Annotated in this window: 17 protein-coding genes; 6 read left to right on the forward strand and 11 right to left on the reverse strand. The window is 39.4% G+C overall.

Going from position 1 to position 16,737, the window contains the following annotated elements:
* Nucleotide 1 precedes the first annotated feature (1 nt).
* The 4 genes from AACZ41_RS01990 to AACZ41_RS02005 all read left to right on the forward strand — a co-directional run bounded on the left by AACZ41_RS01990 (nucleotide 2) and on the right by AACZ41_RS02005 (nucleotide 4,334).
* The gene (locus AACZ41_RS01990) at nucleotides 2-748 is read left to right on the forward strand and encodes a hypothetical protein (RefSeq protein WP_339625976.1); all 747 of its coding nucleotides are present in this window, start codon (nucleotides 2-4) and stop codon (nucleotides 746-748) included.
* Nucleotides 749-817: 69 nt separating this feature from the next.
* On the forward strand, nucleotides 818-2,803 hold the full coding sequence (locus tag AACZ41_RS01995; RefSeq protein WP_339625978.1) for a sulfatase-like hydrolase/transferase: 1,986 nt from the start codon (nucleotides 818-820) through the stop codon (nucleotides 2,801-2,803).
* Nucleotides 2,800-3,687 (forward strand): YegS/Rv2252/BmrU family lipid kinase, encoded by an 888-nt coding sequence (locus AACZ41_RS02000; RefSeq protein ID WP_339625980.1) that lies wholly within the window; start codon nucleotides 2,800-2,802, stop codon nucleotides 3,685-3,687. Before AACZ41_RS01995 ends, AACZ41_RS02000 begins: the two co-directional genes overlap by 4 nt.
* An 86-nt stretch (nucleotides 3,688-3,773) precedes the next feature.
* Nucleotides 3,774-4,334, forward strand: coding sequence for a phosphatase PAP2 family protein (locus tag AACZ41_RS02005; protein WP_339625982.1), 561 nt, complete (start codon nucleotides 3,774-3,776; stop codon nucleotides 4,332-4,334).
* 76 nt (nucleotides 4,335-4,410) lie between these two features.
* Here the strand turns inward: AACZ41_RS02005 and AACZ41_RS02010 are convergent, their stop codons facing one another.
* The 4 genes from AACZ41_RS02010 to AACZ41_RS02025 form a co-directional block, all read right to left on the reverse strand.
* Nucleotides 4,411-6,240 carry an adenylate/guanylate cyclase domain-containing protein gene (locus AACZ41_RS02010; protein WP_339625984.1) on the reverse strand — a complete coding sequence of 610 codons (1,830 nt, stop codon included), beginning with the start codon at nucleotides 6,238-6,240 and terminating at the stop codon, nucleotides 4,411-4,413.
* 20 nt (nucleotides 6,241-6,260) lie between these two features.
* Nucleotides 6,261-6,680 carry a hypothetical protein gene (locus tag AACZ41_RS02015; protein WP_339625986.1) on the reverse strand — a complete coding sequence of 140 codons (420 nt, stop codon included), beginning with the start codon at nucleotides 6,678-6,680 and terminating at the stop codon, nucleotides 6,261-6,263.
* Nucleotides 6,681-6,750: 70 nt separating this feature from the next.
* Nucleotides 6,751-7,239 carry a hypothetical protein gene (locus AACZ41_RS02020; RefSeq protein WP_339625988.1) on the reverse strand — a complete coding sequence of 163 codons (489 nt, stop codon included), beginning with the start codon at nucleotides 7,237-7,239 and terminating at the stop codon, nucleotides 6,751-6,753.
* Nucleotides 7,240-7,435: 196 nt separating this feature from the next.
* The gene (locus AACZ41_RS02025) at nucleotides 7,436-7,990 is read right to left on the reverse strand and encodes a hypothetical protein (RefSeq protein WP_339625990.1); all 555 of its coding nucleotides are present in this window, start codon (nucleotides 7,988-7,990) and stop codon (nucleotides 7,436-7,438) included.
* Nucleotides 7,991-8,338: 348 nt separating this feature from the next.
* Here AACZ41_RS02025 and AACZ41_RS02030 point away from each other — a divergent pair, with 348 nt between their 5' ends.
* Nucleotides 8,339-9,394: an aminoglycoside phosphotransferase family protein gene (locus AACZ41_RS02030; RefSeq protein WP_339625991.1), complete on the forward strand. Its 1,056-nt coding sequence runs from the start codon at nucleotides 8,339-8,341 to the stop codon at nucleotides 9,392-9,394.
* Nucleotides 9,395-9,399: 5 nt separating this feature from the next.
* Here AACZ41_RS02030 and AACZ41_RS02035 read toward each other — a convergent pair whose 3' ends face one another.
* The 7 genes from AACZ41_RS02035 to AACZ41_RS02065 all read right to left on the reverse strand — a co-directional run bounded on the left by AACZ41_RS02035 (nucleotide 9,400) and on the right by AACZ41_RS02065 (nucleotide 13,230).
* Nucleotides 9,400-9,966: a TlpA disulfide reductase family protein gene (locus tag AACZ41_RS02035; protein ID WP_339625993.1), complete on the reverse strand. Its 567-nt coding sequence runs from the start codon at nucleotides 9,964-9,966 to the stop codon at nucleotides 9,400-9,402.
* 62 nt (nucleotides 9,967-10,028) lie between these two features.
* A complete protein-coding gene (locus AACZ41_RS02040) occupies nucleotides 10,029-10,220 on the reverse strand; it encodes a hypothetical protein (RefSeq protein WP_339625995.1) in 192 nt (63 codons plus the stop codon).
* A 6-nt stretch (nucleotides 10,221-10,226) separates the two neighbouring features.
* Nucleotides 10,227-10,469, reverse strand: a complete 243-nt coding sequence (locus tag AACZ41_RS02045) for a hypothetical protein (protein WP_339625997.1) — start codon at nucleotides 10,467-10,469, stop codon at nucleotides 10,227-10,229.
* A gap of 48 nt (nucleotides 10,470-10,517) precedes the next feature.
* Entirely contained in the window at nucleotides 10,518-10,787 is a 270-nt protein-coding gene (locus AACZ41_RS02050; RefSeq protein ID WP_339625999.1) for a hypothetical protein, read from the reverse strand.
* A gap of 54 nt (nucleotides 10,788-10,841) precedes the next feature.
* Nucleotides 10,842-11,258: a PH domain-containing protein gene (locus tag AACZ41_RS02055; protein WP_339626001.1), complete on the reverse strand. Its 417-nt coding sequence runs from the start codon at nucleotides 11,256-11,258 to the stop codon at nucleotides 10,842-10,844.
* Nucleotides 11,259-11,472: 214 nt separating this feature from the next.
* Nucleotides 11,473-11,643 carry a hypothetical protein gene (locus AACZ41_RS02060; RefSeq protein WP_339626003.1) on the reverse strand — a complete coding sequence of 57 codons (171 nt, stop codon included), beginning with the start codon at nucleotides 11,641-11,643 and terminating at the stop codon, nucleotides 11,473-11,475.
* Nucleotides 11,644-11,778: 135 nt separating this feature from the next.
* On the reverse strand, nucleotides 11,779-13,230 hold the full coding sequence (locus tag AACZ41_RS02065; RefSeq protein ID WP_339626005.1) for a glycoside hydrolase family 30 beta sandwich domain-containing protein: 1,452 nt from the start codon (nucleotides 13,228-13,230) through the stop codon (nucleotides 11,779-11,781).
* Between the two features lie 281 nt (nucleotides 13,231-13,511).
* On the opposite strand from AACZ41_RS02065, the gene AACZ41_RS02070 reads away from it, so the two are divergent.
* Nucleotides 13,512-16,655 (forward strand): S41 family peptidase, encoded by a 3,144-nt coding sequence (locus AACZ41_RS02070; RefSeq protein WP_339626007.1) that lies wholly within the window; start codon nucleotides 13,512-13,514, stop codon nucleotides 16,653-16,655.
* The last annotated feature ends 82 nt before the right edge of the window (nucleotides 16,656-16,737 follow it).

Here is a 16,737-nt window from a genome sequence, read left to right on the forward strand (position 1 = left end):
TATGAAAGCCTTAAACAAAGTTGCCCAGATTACCTTATTGTTTTGGCTAATGAAAATCGTTGCCACTACCTTGGGCGAAACCTTAGGGGATTTCATTGCACAAACGTTAGATTTGGGCTACACTGTAGGCCTACTTATCACCTTTGCTTCTTTCGGTATTGTTTTAGCACTTCAATTAACCCGCAAAAAATACCTGCCAATTTGGTTTTGGCTTGTTATTATAGCAACCACAACCTTGGGCACCGAAGTATCTGACTTTATTGACCGTAGCTTACATCTTGGTTATACATGGGGCAGTATTGTACTATTTATCGGTCTTCTCATATCACTTTACCTATGGTACAAAAAATACAATAGTTTAGAAGTATACCCTATAACCGAAAGAAGTAAAGAAGCCTATTATTGGATTGCTATATTATTTTCCAATAGCCTGGGGACCGCTTTTGGGGATTGTTTAAGTGATGTTATTGGCTTAAGTTATTTAAATGGGGCTTTGGTGACCGCATGTATTATTATACTCGTAATGGTATTGCATTACTTCATAAAAATCAATCAGATTGTACTATTCTGGATTGCCTTTATTTTCACAAGACCTTTCGGTGCAACCTTCGGTGATTTCTTGACAAAACCACTAGAAAAAGGAGGTCTCGATTTAGGAACGCTACCAGCTTCAATCGTTTCTATAATCATAATGGGTGCCTTAATTTTAATTTCGCACAAGAACTTGAAAAAAAATCACCCATTATAGAGCAAACTTTAACTTCTCTTAAGAATCGACATATACATTTAGGGTCAAATTACCCTAATTACATTTTATATGTGGACTTTTCTGTTTCCAAAACGCTTTTCACTTCTTAAAGCTTTTGTACTTATATTTATTTCTATTTCCTTTTTAGTACGACTTACTTTTTTCATTTGGGATTTTTCTGAGGTAGATGCCCATATCGGTACTATCGCCCGAACGTTCATTACTGGGCTATTTTATGATATAGGCACTCTTTCCCTATTCTTAATGCCATTCTTGGTTTATCTACTAATTTTTCCCAAGAAATGGTATGGCTCTTTGGCAGATAAAATAATCACCTGGTTCGGCTTTTTCTTAGCCGTTCTTATCATCTATTTCTCCTTTTTTGGGGAGTTCACCTTTTGGGACGAATTTCAGCGACGCTTCAATTTCATTGCTGTAGACTATTTAATTTATACCTATGAGGTTGTCAAAAATATAAATGAGTCCTATCCTCTTCCGTTGCTTTTGGGCTCTTTATTTACTTTGGTTGCGATTACCCTTTTTGCACTATATCAAAGAAACTTTTTTCAGAAGACCTTACAAAATGAAACCACGTTTAAACAACGGTTATCGGCTACCCTGCCGTGGTTTGCTGTATGCATCGTATTCGGGTTTTTTATAAACAATGATCATGCAGAATGGTCCAAGAACAGATATAACAATGAACTTTCTAAAGCAGGTATTTATTCCTTTTTTGCTGCCTTCCGTAACAATGAACTGGCCTATTCTGAATTTTACAGCACTATACCTCAAAAAGATGCTTTTACTGCTGCAAAGAAGCAATACGTACCCTATGGAGATACCTTCGTTGATACAACCAAAAATGGGATATACAGAACAATTCACTCGAAAGATACCACAGGAACGATTCAAAAACCCAACGTAATCTTCATCTGTATAGAAAGTTTAAGCGGTAAATATTTGAACGGTTTAGGAGGTGATCAAAACATAACTCCGGTTTTAGATGCTCTTGCCAACCAAAGCCTTTTCTTTACCAATTTGTATGCTACAGGAACGCGTACCGTTAGAGGTATGGAAGCCATTACATTATCCATACCGCCTACCCCAGGCCGAAGTATTGTTAAAAGAAAAAATAACACTGGCCTATTTACTATTGGCGAAGTTTTTAAAGAACAAGGCTATGACCGTAATTTCTTTTATGGTGGTGATGGTTATTTTGACAACATGAATACGTTCTTTGGAGGCAACGGATTTAATATCGTAGATCGTGGCCGTGGCTTTTTATTGGATGCGGATAACCTGGCTAAACGGACAAATATTGAAGATAATGAGGTTACCTTTGAAAATGCTTGGGGCGTTTGTGATGAAGATATTTACAACAAAGTGCTTAAAGAAGCTGATTTGGCCCACGAAAGTGGAAAGCCCTTTTTCGATTTTGTCATGACAACCTCTAACCATAAACCCTATACCTATCCGGAAGGGAAAATAGACATCCCCTCGGGCACAGGAAGAAATGGTGCAGTGAAATATACGGATTATGCTATTGGAGCGTTTTTAGACCAAGCTAAGAACAAACCTTGGTTTAGTAACACCGTATTCGTTATTATGAGTGATCATTGCGCAAGTAGTGCCGGTAAATGGGAATTAGATGTGGCCAACTACCACATTCCAGCACTTATTTATAATTTACCGAACACAAAACCTTCTAAAAATAATACGCTGTGTTCTCAGATAGATGTATTTCCTACATTGTTCGCTACCTTAAGGTGGGAATATGACAGTAATCTTTTTGGAATGAATATCCTTAAAATGGAGCCGAAAGATCAACGTGCACTTATAGGTAATTATAGAAAATTAGGCTATTTAAAAGACGGAAAAGTATTAGTTTTAGGTGATGGAGAAACCGTTAATTTTTACGATTGGAATGCTATTGACAATAGCCTACAAAAATCACCTATGAACGAGTCGTTTAAAAATATTGCCATTTCGAACTATCAAGTGGCAGATGAACTTTACCATAATGGGGGGCTCCAATTGAAATCACTTCATCAATGATTCGAATCCATTTTATAGTAAACCCAATTGCGGGCAATGGCCAGGCACCTACCACCAAAGATGAGTTACAGCCTTATTTTATCAGAGGGGTACATGATTTGACTATTAAGGTTTCTGAATATAAAGCTCACGCCACGTTATTGACCCAAGAATCCATTTTAGAAAAAGCAGATATAATTGTAGCTTGTGGTGGTGATGGTACCATAAATGAAGTCGCCACCTGTTTAATAGGCACCAACATTGCCTTGGGTATTCTTCCAATGGGTTCTGGTAACGGATTGGCATCTAACCTTAAGATTCCGAAGAAAAGGCGAAAAGCTTTAGAAATCATTAGAAATAAACATAAAGAGTTGATTGATGTTGGGAGTATAAACGGTCGTTATTTTTTTAGTAATACAGGAGTAGGTTTTGATGCCAGTTTGATAAAGCATTATGAGTCTTCTGAAAAAAGAACGCTCTTAGGCTATATCAGTGCCTGTGCGACTACCTTTAGAGACATTAAAAAGAACGAACCATTATCTATTGGTATCAATGGGGAAACCCCAATGATCAACCCATTTATCGTTTTAATTTCTAATTCTAATGAAATGGGCTATAAATTGAGTTTAACGCCAAAGGCTTCGCTTCAAGATGGTAAGCTCGACGTGTTGGTCATCAAAAAAATTAACCGATTAAAAATGCTATGGTTGGGTATTTTAATCTTGATCAGAAAAGTACATTGGTTAAAAGAGTCGAAAAGCTTTCAGGCCACAAATGTGCACCTTCAACGTAATCATTCCGATTTTTTTGATACTCAAGTAGATGGCGAACATAATAGAATGGATACCAATCAGCTCAATATTTCCATATTAGAAAAATCATTGTGTGTCCTTACCGCAGAATAATTGACGCAATACCACAGTAATACGTAAAACTTTAAATTCTCTTAAGAATCGCATTGTATTTTTTCAAAATTCAAATACAAGCCTAAATGCTTTTTACTTTCGAGCCTAAAATTCTATGCAATAAAATTGTAATCATCTTCATTATTGCTACAACTACTCTTGTTTACTGTCAAAATAAAACTATACAAACCTCTGGTGATGTTTTACTGTTCGCTATGCCCGCAACTGCACTTACAGGTAGCCTTATTGCAGGCGATTACGACGGCACATGGCAATTTGCCAAAGGCTTTGCCCTTAACCAAGCTGTGACTGTCGGCCTTAAATACGCAACGAACAAAAGCAGACCCTATAATAATGGAGATAGGGCTTTCCCTTCTGGGCATACCTCAACTACGTTTCAAAGTGCTGTTTTTATTCAGAAAAGATATGGGTGGAGCTATGGTATACCCGCTTATATTCTTGCAGGCTATACCGGTTATAGTCGTATAGAAGCCCAAAAACATGATGGGTGGGATGTCTTGGCAGGTGCGGTTGTCGGTATCGGTAGCGCCTATATTTTTACCACGCCCTACCAAAGAGAACATATGCAGCTGAGTTTCGCCAATGACGCAGATAGTTATTCTCTCGGTTTTGTTTATAGATTTTAAATTTCAGTTGAATATTCTACCTAATTGAATTTAGCTTTCTTGCCTAGTGTGTTTCTTAGAGGCATTATTCGAAGTGCTATATATTTTGAAGTGGTCCTTTTACAAAATACATACTCATAAGCCCTTTGTTTTTAACTTCCATCTGACCCCTATATTCACATTCAAATACCTCTTTTACCAAATTGTAAGTGGCTTCACTAATATTAATTTCACCCGAATCTGATAGACTTTCCATACGCGAGGCAACATTGACCGTATCGCCCCAAATATCATAAGAGAATTTTTTATTACCTACCACTCCTGCCACCAAAGGCCCCGTATTGATGCCAATACGTACATTGAAGGACAAACCTGTTTCCTTTTCAGCCTTAGTATCTTCTACGAATTTCAAAATATCAAGGGCAGCATATACCATTTTTAGCGCATGATTTTCTATTGGAAAGGGTAACCCCCCAGCACACATGTATGCATCACCGATAGTCTTGATTTTTTCCAGTCCATATTTTTCGATAATATTGTCGAAGGCCGTAAAATAATACCCTAATCGGGTGACCAAAAGCTCTGGATCAACGTGTTCCGAAGCTGCGGTAAAGGCCTCAAAATCGGTAAACAACACCGAGACCGATTCGAATTTCTTTGCTTTGACCTTTCCAAATTCCTTTAACTCCCGTGCGGTTTCCTCCGGTAAGATATTGACCAACAGCCGCTCTGAACGGGCCATTTCCTTTTCGATAATGGCATTGGTACGTTTAGTGAACACATTGCGTCTGTACAAACCAATAGCTAACAGAATAATCAAGAACAACGCAATGCCAGTGGCGATGGTTACTACTTTTTGGGTTTGTTTTTGTTGGTTGGTGAGATCTAGTTCTGCCTTGAACTGTGCTTGTTCAGAATTTCTACGAATATCCGCCATTTGTTGTACGGCGGTGAGGTTGACCACACTATCCCTAAAAACAATATACTTGCGGTAATAGTTCAAGGAAGCGGAAGCATACCCAGTACGTTCATACAGTTCGGACAATTTTAAATAGGCACTGCTTATCCGTACTTTTAACCCATACTGTTTGGCGAGGTCCAAGGAGCGTAAGGCGTAGTCGAACGCTCCGTCCCAATCTTCCTTATCGGCATAGATATCCGACATATAGTTTAGGTAGGTCGTAATGGGCCTGTAATCTCCTAACTCTTCCAATATGGCAATGGCCTCCTCAATATTCTCCTCCGCTTTGGTGGGTCTTCCCTTTTGCGCAAAGGCCAGGCCCTTATTTCCTAAATTATAGGCCAAAGCAAGTTTATTTCCCAATTTTTCGAATATCGGGCCAGACTGGTTGAAGTACAGCAATGCGGAATCTGGCTTGGACCATTCCAAATAGGTATCCCCTAAATTTTCAATGGCTATGGCATAGTTTAACGTATCCTGTTCCGTTTTAAAAATGGAAATGGCATCAGAATAGTATTGTCTCACATTTTCCCTATTGTTCATACCAGCATAAACAGCTGCAATGGCGGTATACATGATGGCCACCTGGTTTTTTTCGGTATTTCTATCCGTAATTTCCAAGGCCTTAAAATAACTGTCCAACGCACCACTTAAATTTCCTTTTTGTTGCAACGCATTCCCGGTCTGTAAGTGGGAATTAAATATGTATTTAGTGGAATCTTGCCGTATGGCTTCCGTCATCAACGAATCGCTATATACCAAAATACGATCGGGATCGGGAAGTTGATGCGTAATACCCGATAAAATTTTAAGTTTAAGCGCCGGATCATAGTTGCCTGATTCATACACCTGGATCAAGCTATCGGCAAGAGCTTCATTTTGACCAAAACTGGGCATCCCCTTGACCATAAGGCACAGCAACAAGACTACTTTTGCCCATCCATTACATTTAAAAAATAACTTCATATAAAAAGCGTTGATCGCTATTATTTTGTCATGATTATAGCGGTGACGACATACACCTTTGTATCCGACCCAAGGGTATAGTGAAGCTTGTAGACATAATCCTCATTACCTCCACGAATAATGGTCCCCTTAATAGTACTTTTTCCGGTCAAGGTGTTGGAGCTAAAAATACGCGGCCCACTGATGTAATTGACACCAACAACATGTACAGGTACTTGTGATTCGCCGGCGGCCTTGGCCTTCCATAATACGGAATCCCCTACTTCTGCCCTAATGGCAAAGCGGTTCCCCGAACTGCTTTCCAAAATAGTAGTATTATTTCCCGCACTAAAAGAATTGTTCGCTACATTGCCCGGTTTCGTTACGTCTACCGTTAGCACCAGTTCATGTAACGTCTGTGCCTGCCCGTGAACCATCCATAGGCCTAGAAGGACAACCAAAAAAAATTTAATATAGATTTTATTTTTCATAACCGTACCCTGAAAAGATAATCACTTCCCAACTCATTTTTTATTGATTTCCAACCTTGATCCTAGGGTCAATGTCATAAAATTTGAAACCATCCGGTTTAAAGCGAATACTATATTCATAGTCTTTACCGGCAGGTGTTTTTTTATTGGGTTTGGCCTTTATCTTTTCCTTACCATTACTGTTTTGCCCTTTGACAGGGTTGGAATCAAAAATATCGGTCCCACCTATAAAAGTGATTTTTTTCATTTTCACATCGTCGCCAGTGGTCGTAAATCCCTGCCATTCGATAATATCCGATTCCTCTACCTTAATAGAAAAGGTTTTAGGATTGTTGGGGTCATTTACTAAAACCTTATCGGCCGGTACTACTTTAAACGTACAGCCCCCAGGTGCTTCTCTGTCATCACCAAGTAATGAGGTATCGACCGTTAAGGTGATCGTGACCGTAGGGTCTTGTGCATGAACCGATCCCAAATAGGAAAAGGATAAAATGGCAATAAGAAAACGAAGCGTTCTTGTAGTTCTCATGGTGTTTGGTTTAGATGGTTAATACGTCTTTGGTTATCCCAGGTCAAAAGATAATACTGTTGAAGATAAAAAATTAAATCAATAAAACAGTAAGTGCTTGCCTTCTAAATATATAAGTTATCTAATGAAACCACAAGGCACAAAAAAACCATGGATGTATTTCCATGGTTTTCTAAATTTTTGATAGTTAACGTATTTATTTGTCTCCCAACGCATGGTCCATATCATGGCTACAACTATAGTGTGCATTATCGGCAGCATAGGCTGAAGCCTCGGCTGAATTCCGTACCGCTCTAAGGATACGTTGCGCCTTTCTCATATGAAACTGTAAATTACCAAGATTTTTAGATCTTGATGCGCTCTTTACATTTTCAAAAGCTTCGCTTGCAAAATCACGTGCATCGATGGCGTTTCTTTCGGCATCAATCGTATAGCTTATAGCTTCCTCTAATCCGCAGTTTTCTGAATCGTATTGTGCCTCAGAGGCAAGTATTACAGCTTCATCGGCTGCAGTAACCGCTTGTCCCATAAGTAGCATTACGGTTTTAGTATTTGTACGCGCCGTACTCAATCGTGCATCATAGGAAGCCGTTTCAGCTGCAGTACTTAACGAATCGGTCAATTGACCCACCTGTAACATATACTTCTGCACATCGGTAATCTCACTTTTAAAAACCTCACATTGAGCTTGTGCATAATAAGAAGTAAAAAATAATACGATAACTTTTAAGTAGGGTTTAATCTTAATCATTCTTTGGGGGTTTTTTAATCTCTCTTAAAACTATTCATACGTCAACTTTCGTTTACATAATAGGTAAACTGCTATTTAAAAAGATAAACGAACGCTCAAACCTGATAGCTGCTAAATTATTCATCAAACTATATATTTTATATGTATGAATCCCCTTACAAACGTTTGAACATATCCTCCTATTGCCTTTAAGTCGGAATAAATAATATATTTTATAAAACAATGTGGTTTTTTCTAGTAAGCATTTAAAACCACTATGTTCTATGGCTTTTAACGAAAATAGTAGAATAAAGTACTTCGGCTAATGCGTATCGTTTCTATATCTTTATCCAATGAACCGAATAGTCTATGGCCCACGAACTAAACATGCTTGAAATCCTACAAGAATTCAACCTCAACAGAAACGACTTTCTGTGCGTGCCCTTAGCTGTGGGACTCATTAATGACACCTATTTGGTTACCGATACCGAAGGTGAGCAATTCATCCTTCAGAAAATCAATAAGAATGTGTTTAAAAACGCAGGTGTTTTGATGGATAATATCGGCCATGCCCTTCCCTTTTTAACTTCAGATAATTATGCGCAAATATCTTTTGTGCCAACCAAGACCGGAAAGAACTACCTCGTAAAAGAGGATAATTTCTGGAGGATGATGACTTACATTCCTGATAGTACTACGTATAACACGACCTCGAATACCAATACGGCTTTTGAAGCGGGCCGAATCGTTGGCGAATTTCACAGACTACTTAAAAAGGCTGATGTTGACCTGTTCGAAGATACACTTGCTAAATTTCACGACCTTGAACATAGGGCTAATGAATTTGAAGAAGCACTAGCAACTTCCGAAGTACAAAAACGTGAAATTGCCGCAGAAGCCATAAAAAAAGCACATTATTTTTTAAAGGAATTACAGGGCTTGAACAATGAAAAGCTACCTGTGCGTATCTGTCATAATGATACCAAATTGAATAATATATTGTTCTCAAAAACGACCGAAAAAGCACTTTGTTTAATTGACTTGGACACCATCATGAAAGGCTATTTCTATTATGATTTTGGTGATGCGATTAGAACCGTTGTCAATGTTGCCCCTGAAGATGAGCAAAATCATGACCTCATTACTTTTAACAATGAATTGTTTGAAGCTTTTGTAGACGGACTAGCATTTAACCCCTCTTTTTTAACAGAAGAAGAAAAGCAAAGTTTACCACTTGGCGCCGTATTTATGCCATTTATTCATGGTTTACGGGCGCTAACGGATTATTTGAATAATAATAAATACTACAAAGTCGCTTATGAGAATCAAAACCTCGATAGGTGTTTAAGCCTATTTAATTTTGCTGAAAAGACATTACGGAAAAAGGATTTTATGGCTGCCTGTATTCAAGAAAAGCTAAAGTAACCTACCTATTTTGAGAGCAGGCCATCTAAGAGAATTCTTACTTTATTACTGTTCCAATCGGCGGCACCGGTTTCTTTGATGATTATATTGCCCTTCGCATCTATAATATAATTAGTGGGAAGGCTGTTGCTCTGTAGTATTTCTGGTGCTTGCATTTGCGGAATATACACTGGCACATCATAGCCCTTTTTGGTGATGAATCGTTGTACTTTATCGGTCTCTTCTTGGGATAATAACACAAAATCAACTTTGTCTCCATAATCGGAATACAATTCTTGAATCCCCGGAAGTTCTGCAATACAAGGTGGACACCAAGTCGCCCAATAGCTCAAGAAAGTAACCTTCCCTTGTCCTATGGCAATACGTTTCGTTGCGCCATTCAACTCTTGTACCACATATTCAAAAGGAACTACCTGTTCTTGGTCTTCTTCATCCTCAACACTGGGTGACCATACCGCCACCTTTAATTTATTGAGCGCAACCTGAATGGGTGTTCTGGTCTGTGGGATCAACAGCAAGGCTATAAAAACCACAAAAATGATATCGCTGATTTTAAACTTTCGTTTTTTCATGAGATGTAAAGGTTAGAGATGTATAAGTACCTTAATTTGGGTAATTCCGTTTTATACATCCTTTATTTGACCCTTTTAGTTTCTTTGAGGTAACCATTTAGAATTACACCGAGCAAAGCAAGCCAAATTAAACGATAGGTCCAAATATTCAGTTCAAACCCGAACATATGGCCTGTTTCTCGATTATCAAAAAAGCTATAAACAATATTTATTATGGCTATTACCATCCCGATAATCGATAATGTTTTTCTCATAATTGATTATTTTCTTGAATCTAGTTCTTTTTTAAGTGTTTTCATGTTCTTTACGTTCAAAGGAATGATGGCAGATAACGCTAAAGGAACCACAAGTAATGGAGTTAACCCATCTTGTATCGACATATAGATAAAAAATAGCAAAACGCCTGTCAATCCTATTGCTAGCAGCCATACCATGGTTTTTACTGCCGTATGCCTTTTAAGCAGCTCTTCTGTACTAAGTTTTGATAATACTTCTTGATTCATTTATAGTCTCTGTTTTTTAAATCCTTTTCTTAAAAAGAATGTTACCAATTAGGCCTGGTCCTCTTCCTTAGACTTGTTGTATTTGGTAAACTCCACCTTTTTATCTTCTAGAATCTTATAAAACCGTCGGTGCGATATTTTTAAGTCCTTCGTAATTTCAGCGACCTTTTTCTTTTTCTTCTTATACAGTTGTATCTCTGCCGTTACAGCCTTATTAAAATAGTACTTATTAAGCGCTTCAATAACCTCTAGTGCAGGTTTATTGGTACTACTTACGTATTGGTCTATTTCTGCCTTTATATCTTGTAAGCCTTTCATGTTATTGATGAGTTTATATCGATTTTCAATCTGTGTTTTATTAGAATCTGAACCTTAGTTTTTTGACTTGTACTGAACTACAATTTCAGGATTCAATCTAGTCATTTGTGCTATAAAGCCTATTTTATCTTTTGGCGAAATTAATATACTACCATGTTCGCCATAAACAATTTCAAGCCTATCTAGTGATGTGGCCGGGGCACTCAAAATGTTATTGGTTTCAGCTATTTGCTTAACCCTTTTAATATCGATTTTCTTATTGATTAAAAAGCTCGATTTAATAAATAATGAATGGCCATCTATTACATAATACGTAGTTAAGAACAAATGCCCTATAAAAATGAATAGCAGCAGGTTAATGATTAGTCCAACCCAAATAGGTGGTGACATCATCGGTATCGTACTACCGACCAATACGGCTGCTATGAAAATAACAAGGCCGATACCAATTTTTGATGGATATTTTTTCATCCTTTATGTATTGCTTGTTCTACGAAACTATGTTAATCGCGAATACCGTTCAACCCCCTTAAAATACGAATTTTGTTTTTCTAATGTGGTAAAAGTTGCTGTATGAATTATTGGCAGACTATATTGTACCTTTTCGATATAATCTTTTCGTGCGCGAACAAACTAAGGGTAGCAGGTAAATTCTATATGTTCTTGGCTACCTTAATAGTCAGTACTAGCCTATACTAGAAGCATACTTACTGATAAGGTGTTCATACTTATCAATATCGTCTAAGGAGTGATTTCCGTAATCTTTGACCACATTAAACTTTATGTTGTTGTTTGCCAAGAAAGTGGCCACTCGTTCAAGTTCTTCGGGGGAACCTTTTATTTCAATCTTTGCCATTATTTACTATTACTTTTTATTTTGGGTTTTGGTCTATAATTCTTACAAACTATTTTTTAAACGTTTAATTGTAGAACCGCGCACAAACTTTATAACATATACTCCTTTTTTCCACTTTTAAAATGTGCAAATTCCTTACGATTTATTGGGGTCTTTAAAGACTAGAGTCCCTATCGATTTTGCAGGCATCTCCACAAAAACAGCCGTTTCACCTAGTTGTATTTCTATAGTCTTGGTTGTAGTTTCTTTATTCTGAAGGATGGTAACCAATGCTCCAACGGGCGTTTTAAAAGCTACATTGGGCACCTTTTCCAATGCAGTTGAAGCGATACGAACAGACCCAGGGGGCACAAACTTAGACGCTTGTGCAATGATGTAATAGGAAGGATTTCGAATTACGGTATCTCCCGTTATGGTCAATGCACCCAAACAACGGTCGCAACCACCTCGGTCGGTATGCGGATTCTGATGTTCATCTGCTGCTACATTCCATTCCAACACGGTTTTGCTCCAGTTTCTGGTAGCACCAATAATCAATACTTCGTTGTGCCAAGCGACATCTCCGGCAAAATCTCCGGGAGCACCTACCCATTGCTCCGTAAAATAGAGGTTCTTGGTGGGGTGTGCCTCATGAACTTCAGACAAGGCCTCAATTTCACCTCCATACATATGAAAGGCCGAACCATCTATATATTGGGCCGCATCGGCATCATTTAATATAGAAATCGGATAATCTGGTCGGTCTGCATTGTGATCATAAATGATAATTTTCGTATTAATTCCCAAGTTTTTGAAGGTAGGGCCTAAGTCATTTTTTATGAAATTGGCCTGTTGGTCGGCAAGCATTAATAGACTTGGGTTGTTACCTGGGTGCAAGGGTTCGTTTTGTATGGTGAGGGCGTCTATCGTAATGCCCTGCTTTGCCATTTCTTGTATATATTTTGCCAAATAGTTCGCATACACCGCTTGATATTCGGGCAATAAACTACCGCCACGGGTGTCTTTATTATCTTTCATCCACGCAGGGGGAGACCACGGCGAACCCATGAGTTTTAGTTCTGGGGATATTTTTAAAATCTCTTTCAGTACGGGAATCAAATACAAGGTATCATAGGCCAAAGAGAATTGCGCAAGGTCTACATCGGTAGCGCCTTTGGGCAAATCGTTGTACGACCAAGGGTATTCATCTAAATCGGAACCGCCCACACTTAAACGCAAATAACTTACCCCAATACTGTTGGCAACTGTACCAAATAATTCTTGCAACAAAGCTGCTCTTGCTGGTGCGGACATGTTACTGATATGTAGCGCACTACCGCCCGTAAGGGTATATCCAAAACCATCTATTTCTTGGTAGGTGGTACTTGGGTCTACTTGTATGGTACCCGCTGGCGTAGTCGTACTTTTTGTAGCTACGTCATGCTCTTGTAAAAGTTGTGATTTGTCTAGGGCTGTGATGTATATTTTGGCGGATGCGGTAGTGGCATCGGCCTCACTTTTCTGTTTCTCAGCACAGCTGGCAACCAAGGCCAAAAAGACGAATACCAGAATAGGCTGTAGGGTACTAAAACGCAGATTCGATTTCATAGGGAACATTTAGATTCTTTAAAAATAATGAACTTATGAATATCCAGTGTGGCATTATAGTTAAAACCGAAATAGCACGAAGACCGAAATAGCACTTCCTTTGAATTTTAGAAGTGCTAAAAAATTAGTATCGAGAAGCAAGCGTTTTTGAAAGTGCATTACCCTGAGTAGCGCCTATACACTTATTCATAAAACAGTAGGGCAAACCCGCTACAACAACCCCAAGCAACCTATAGCGCTTCGGTACTTTTTGTATCTTTCATCTTCTTAAAAAATCCACCATGTATTTTAAACCATTCCTTGTTCTTTTATTCGGTTTTCTTGTTAGTAACCTCCAAGCCCAAGAAGCCTATTTTTTAATGGACCCAACCGTATCTCCCGATGCAAAAACCATTGTTTTTAGCTATGATACCGATCTTTGGAGTGTTCCCGTAACGGGCGGTACCGCCGTACGTTTAACGGCCATGGACGGGGAAGAGACCCTACCCCGAATTTCCCCAGACGGCAAATGGCTGGCCTTCAGTGCTACCCAATTTGGCAACAGAGACATCTTTGTAATGCCCATGGAAGGGGGCAGTATTCAGCAACTTACCTTCAACGATGCAGCAGACGACATGGATAGCTGGGCATGGGATTCCAAGAGCCTCTATTTTACCTCATCACGAAACAACCGCTATTCGGGGTATGAAGTGGCTGTTACGGGTGGTACTCCCAAACGTTTGTTTGAAAACTATTTTAATACGGTGGCCAATATTGCCATCCATCCAAAGACGGAAGAAGTATTTTTTAATGAAAGTTGGGAAGCCAAAATTTTTACGCATCGCAAACGCTATAAGGGCGCCTATAATCCCGATATAAAATCCTATAACCCTAAGACCAAAACCTATAAGGAATACACCAACTATGCGGGTAAAGATCTATGGGCTACTTTAGACCAGGCCGGAAAACTCTATTTTGTTTCTGATGAAGCCAATGGGGAATATAACCTGTATGAGCTGTTCAAAGGTGCCAAAGTGCAACGCACCAAATTTGAAACGTCCATTGGCCGCCCCCAAGTGAGTGCCAACGGGGAATTGGTGGTCTTTGGGAAGGATTATCAAGTTTACGGCTACAATGTGGCGACCAAAACCGCTACCAAAATCCCCATCAAGATCACGGAGAACAGCACCTTGACCAAAACCCAAGATTTTAAGGTACAGGGCAACATCAGCAATTTTTCCGTTTCGCCAGACAATAAAAAACTAGCCTTCATATCACGGGGCGAACTGTTCGTTTCTGATGTAAAGGGGAAATTCATTAAACATATAACTACCGATCCAGTAGAGCGGGTGCTAGAAATAACCTGGTTAAAAGATAACAAAACCCTTTTATACAACCGTACCTATAAGGGCTATACCAACCTGTTCACGATTGCTGCCGATGGGAGTGTGCCCGAAAAACAGCATACCAATGACCTGCGCAACAACGTAAACATTGTTTTGGATCCAGACCTCAGCAAAGCCCTATACATTAGCGGAAGGGATGAACTGCGCCTGTTAGATTTGTCCAATTTTAAAAGTGAGACCGTGGTCAAAGATGAGTTTTGGGCGCTCTATGCCCCACAACCCCACTTCTCGCCCAATGGAAAATACATTGCCTATAATGCCATCCGTAATTTTGAGAACGATGTGTTTGTCATCCGTTTATCCGACAAAAAAATTACCAACCTAACCAATACCGGCGTTACCGAAAGCGATCCTGTTTGGTCCCCTGATGGCAAATACCTATACATGATGGCTAACTTGACCAAGCCCAGCTACCCTTATGGTCTAAACGAATCACAGATTTACCAGATGCCCTTAGATAAATATGAAGATGCCTTTATCTATGAAAAGTATGATGAACTGTTCAAAGAAGAAGAAAAGGAAAAGGATGACAAGAAGGACAAAGCGGAGGAAGAAAAGAAAAAGCCCATCACCATTACCATCAATCCTGATGGTATCATGGAACGCATCACCGCTATAAGCCCTGCGTTCGGGAAGCAAACGAGCCCCACTGTAATCGAAAAAGAGGAGGCCATGCACGTGCTGTACATCAGCAACCATGATGAGGGAAAATCAAAACTGTGGAAAACCATTATCAAACCCTTTGAAAAGAATAAGATAGAACTAGTTCTAGATGATGAACTAAATGGCTATCAACTAGCGGGTGCCAAAGACAGCTATTATCTGTTGGGCAAAGGCAACCTACATACGTTAGATATCGAAAAAAACAAGACCGAAAAAATTGAAATGGACTTTACCTTTCGCCGCAATCTTTCAGAGGAGTTCCGTCAAATGTTCCAGGAAGCTTGGGCCGGATTCGAGGAGAATTTTTACGATGGCGATTTCCATGGAGAGGACTGGACACTGCTCCGCAAAAAATATGAGCAGTACCTGCCCTATTTAACCAACCGCAACCAACTACGGGTATTGTTCAATGACATGTTAGGAGAACTCAATACCTCTCACTTTGGCTTTAACTCCTCTGGCGATGAAGAAGATGTGTTTTATAAAACCAAGACCTTGGCCGTGGGCATTGAATTTTCTAACGAGAATCCCTTTACGGTAGAAGCCATTATTGCTGATAGTCCTGCGGATGTTACCGGAAAAAATCTCAAGAAAGGCGATGTACTGGTAGCTGTAAACGGGCAAGCCATAGACCCTAAGAAGAACCGAGAAGCCTACTTTAACGAACCTTCTTTGGATAAAGAAATACAGATGGATTTTAAGCGTGATGGAAAAACAATTTCCATCAACCTACACCCCATAAGCAATACGGCCCAACGAAACTTGCTCTATGATACCTGGGTAGATACCAACCAAAAATATGTAGATGAACATGGGAACAAGAAGATAGCCTATGTATATATGAAAAATATGGGCGGTAGCGAACTGGAACATTTTAAACGGGAAATGGTTTCGGAAACCAACCAGCGGGAGGCCTTGATTTTAGACCTACGCTATAATACCGGTGGCAACGTACATGATGAGGTGCTTCAATTTTTATCGCAAAAACCCTACCTAAAATGGAAATACCGAGATGGAGGTTTAGCTCCCCAACCTAATTTTGCCCCTGCGGTAAAGCCCATCATCCTATTAATGAATGAGCAAAGCTTGAGCGATGCCGAAATGACCGCTGCCGGGTTCAAAGCCCTAAAACTGGGTAAAACCCTAGGGACGGAAACCTACCGTTGGATCATCTTTACCTCGGGCAAAGGGTTGGTAGATGGCTCTTTTTACCGCCTACCCGCATGGGGCTGTTTTACTTTAGATGGCCAAGATCTTGAAAAAACAGGGGTAGCACCAGACATTACCGTACCAGAAAACTTTAAACAACGTTTGGAAGGGGAACAACCCCAGCTAGATGCTGCCATAGCAGAAATATTACGTCAGCTAAAAGGGTAAGCGTATACCAAAGCGTTCTCGATACAACGCCACTTTCAGCAAGCCACTCGAACTGACATTTGATAATTATAGCTCCTTTGTC

Origin of the sequence: uncultured Maribacter sp. (genome assembly GCF_963974015.1) — a bacterium.
Taxonomy (GTDB): Bacteria; Bacteroidota; Bacteroidia; order Flavobacteriales; family Flavobacteriaceae; genus Maribacter.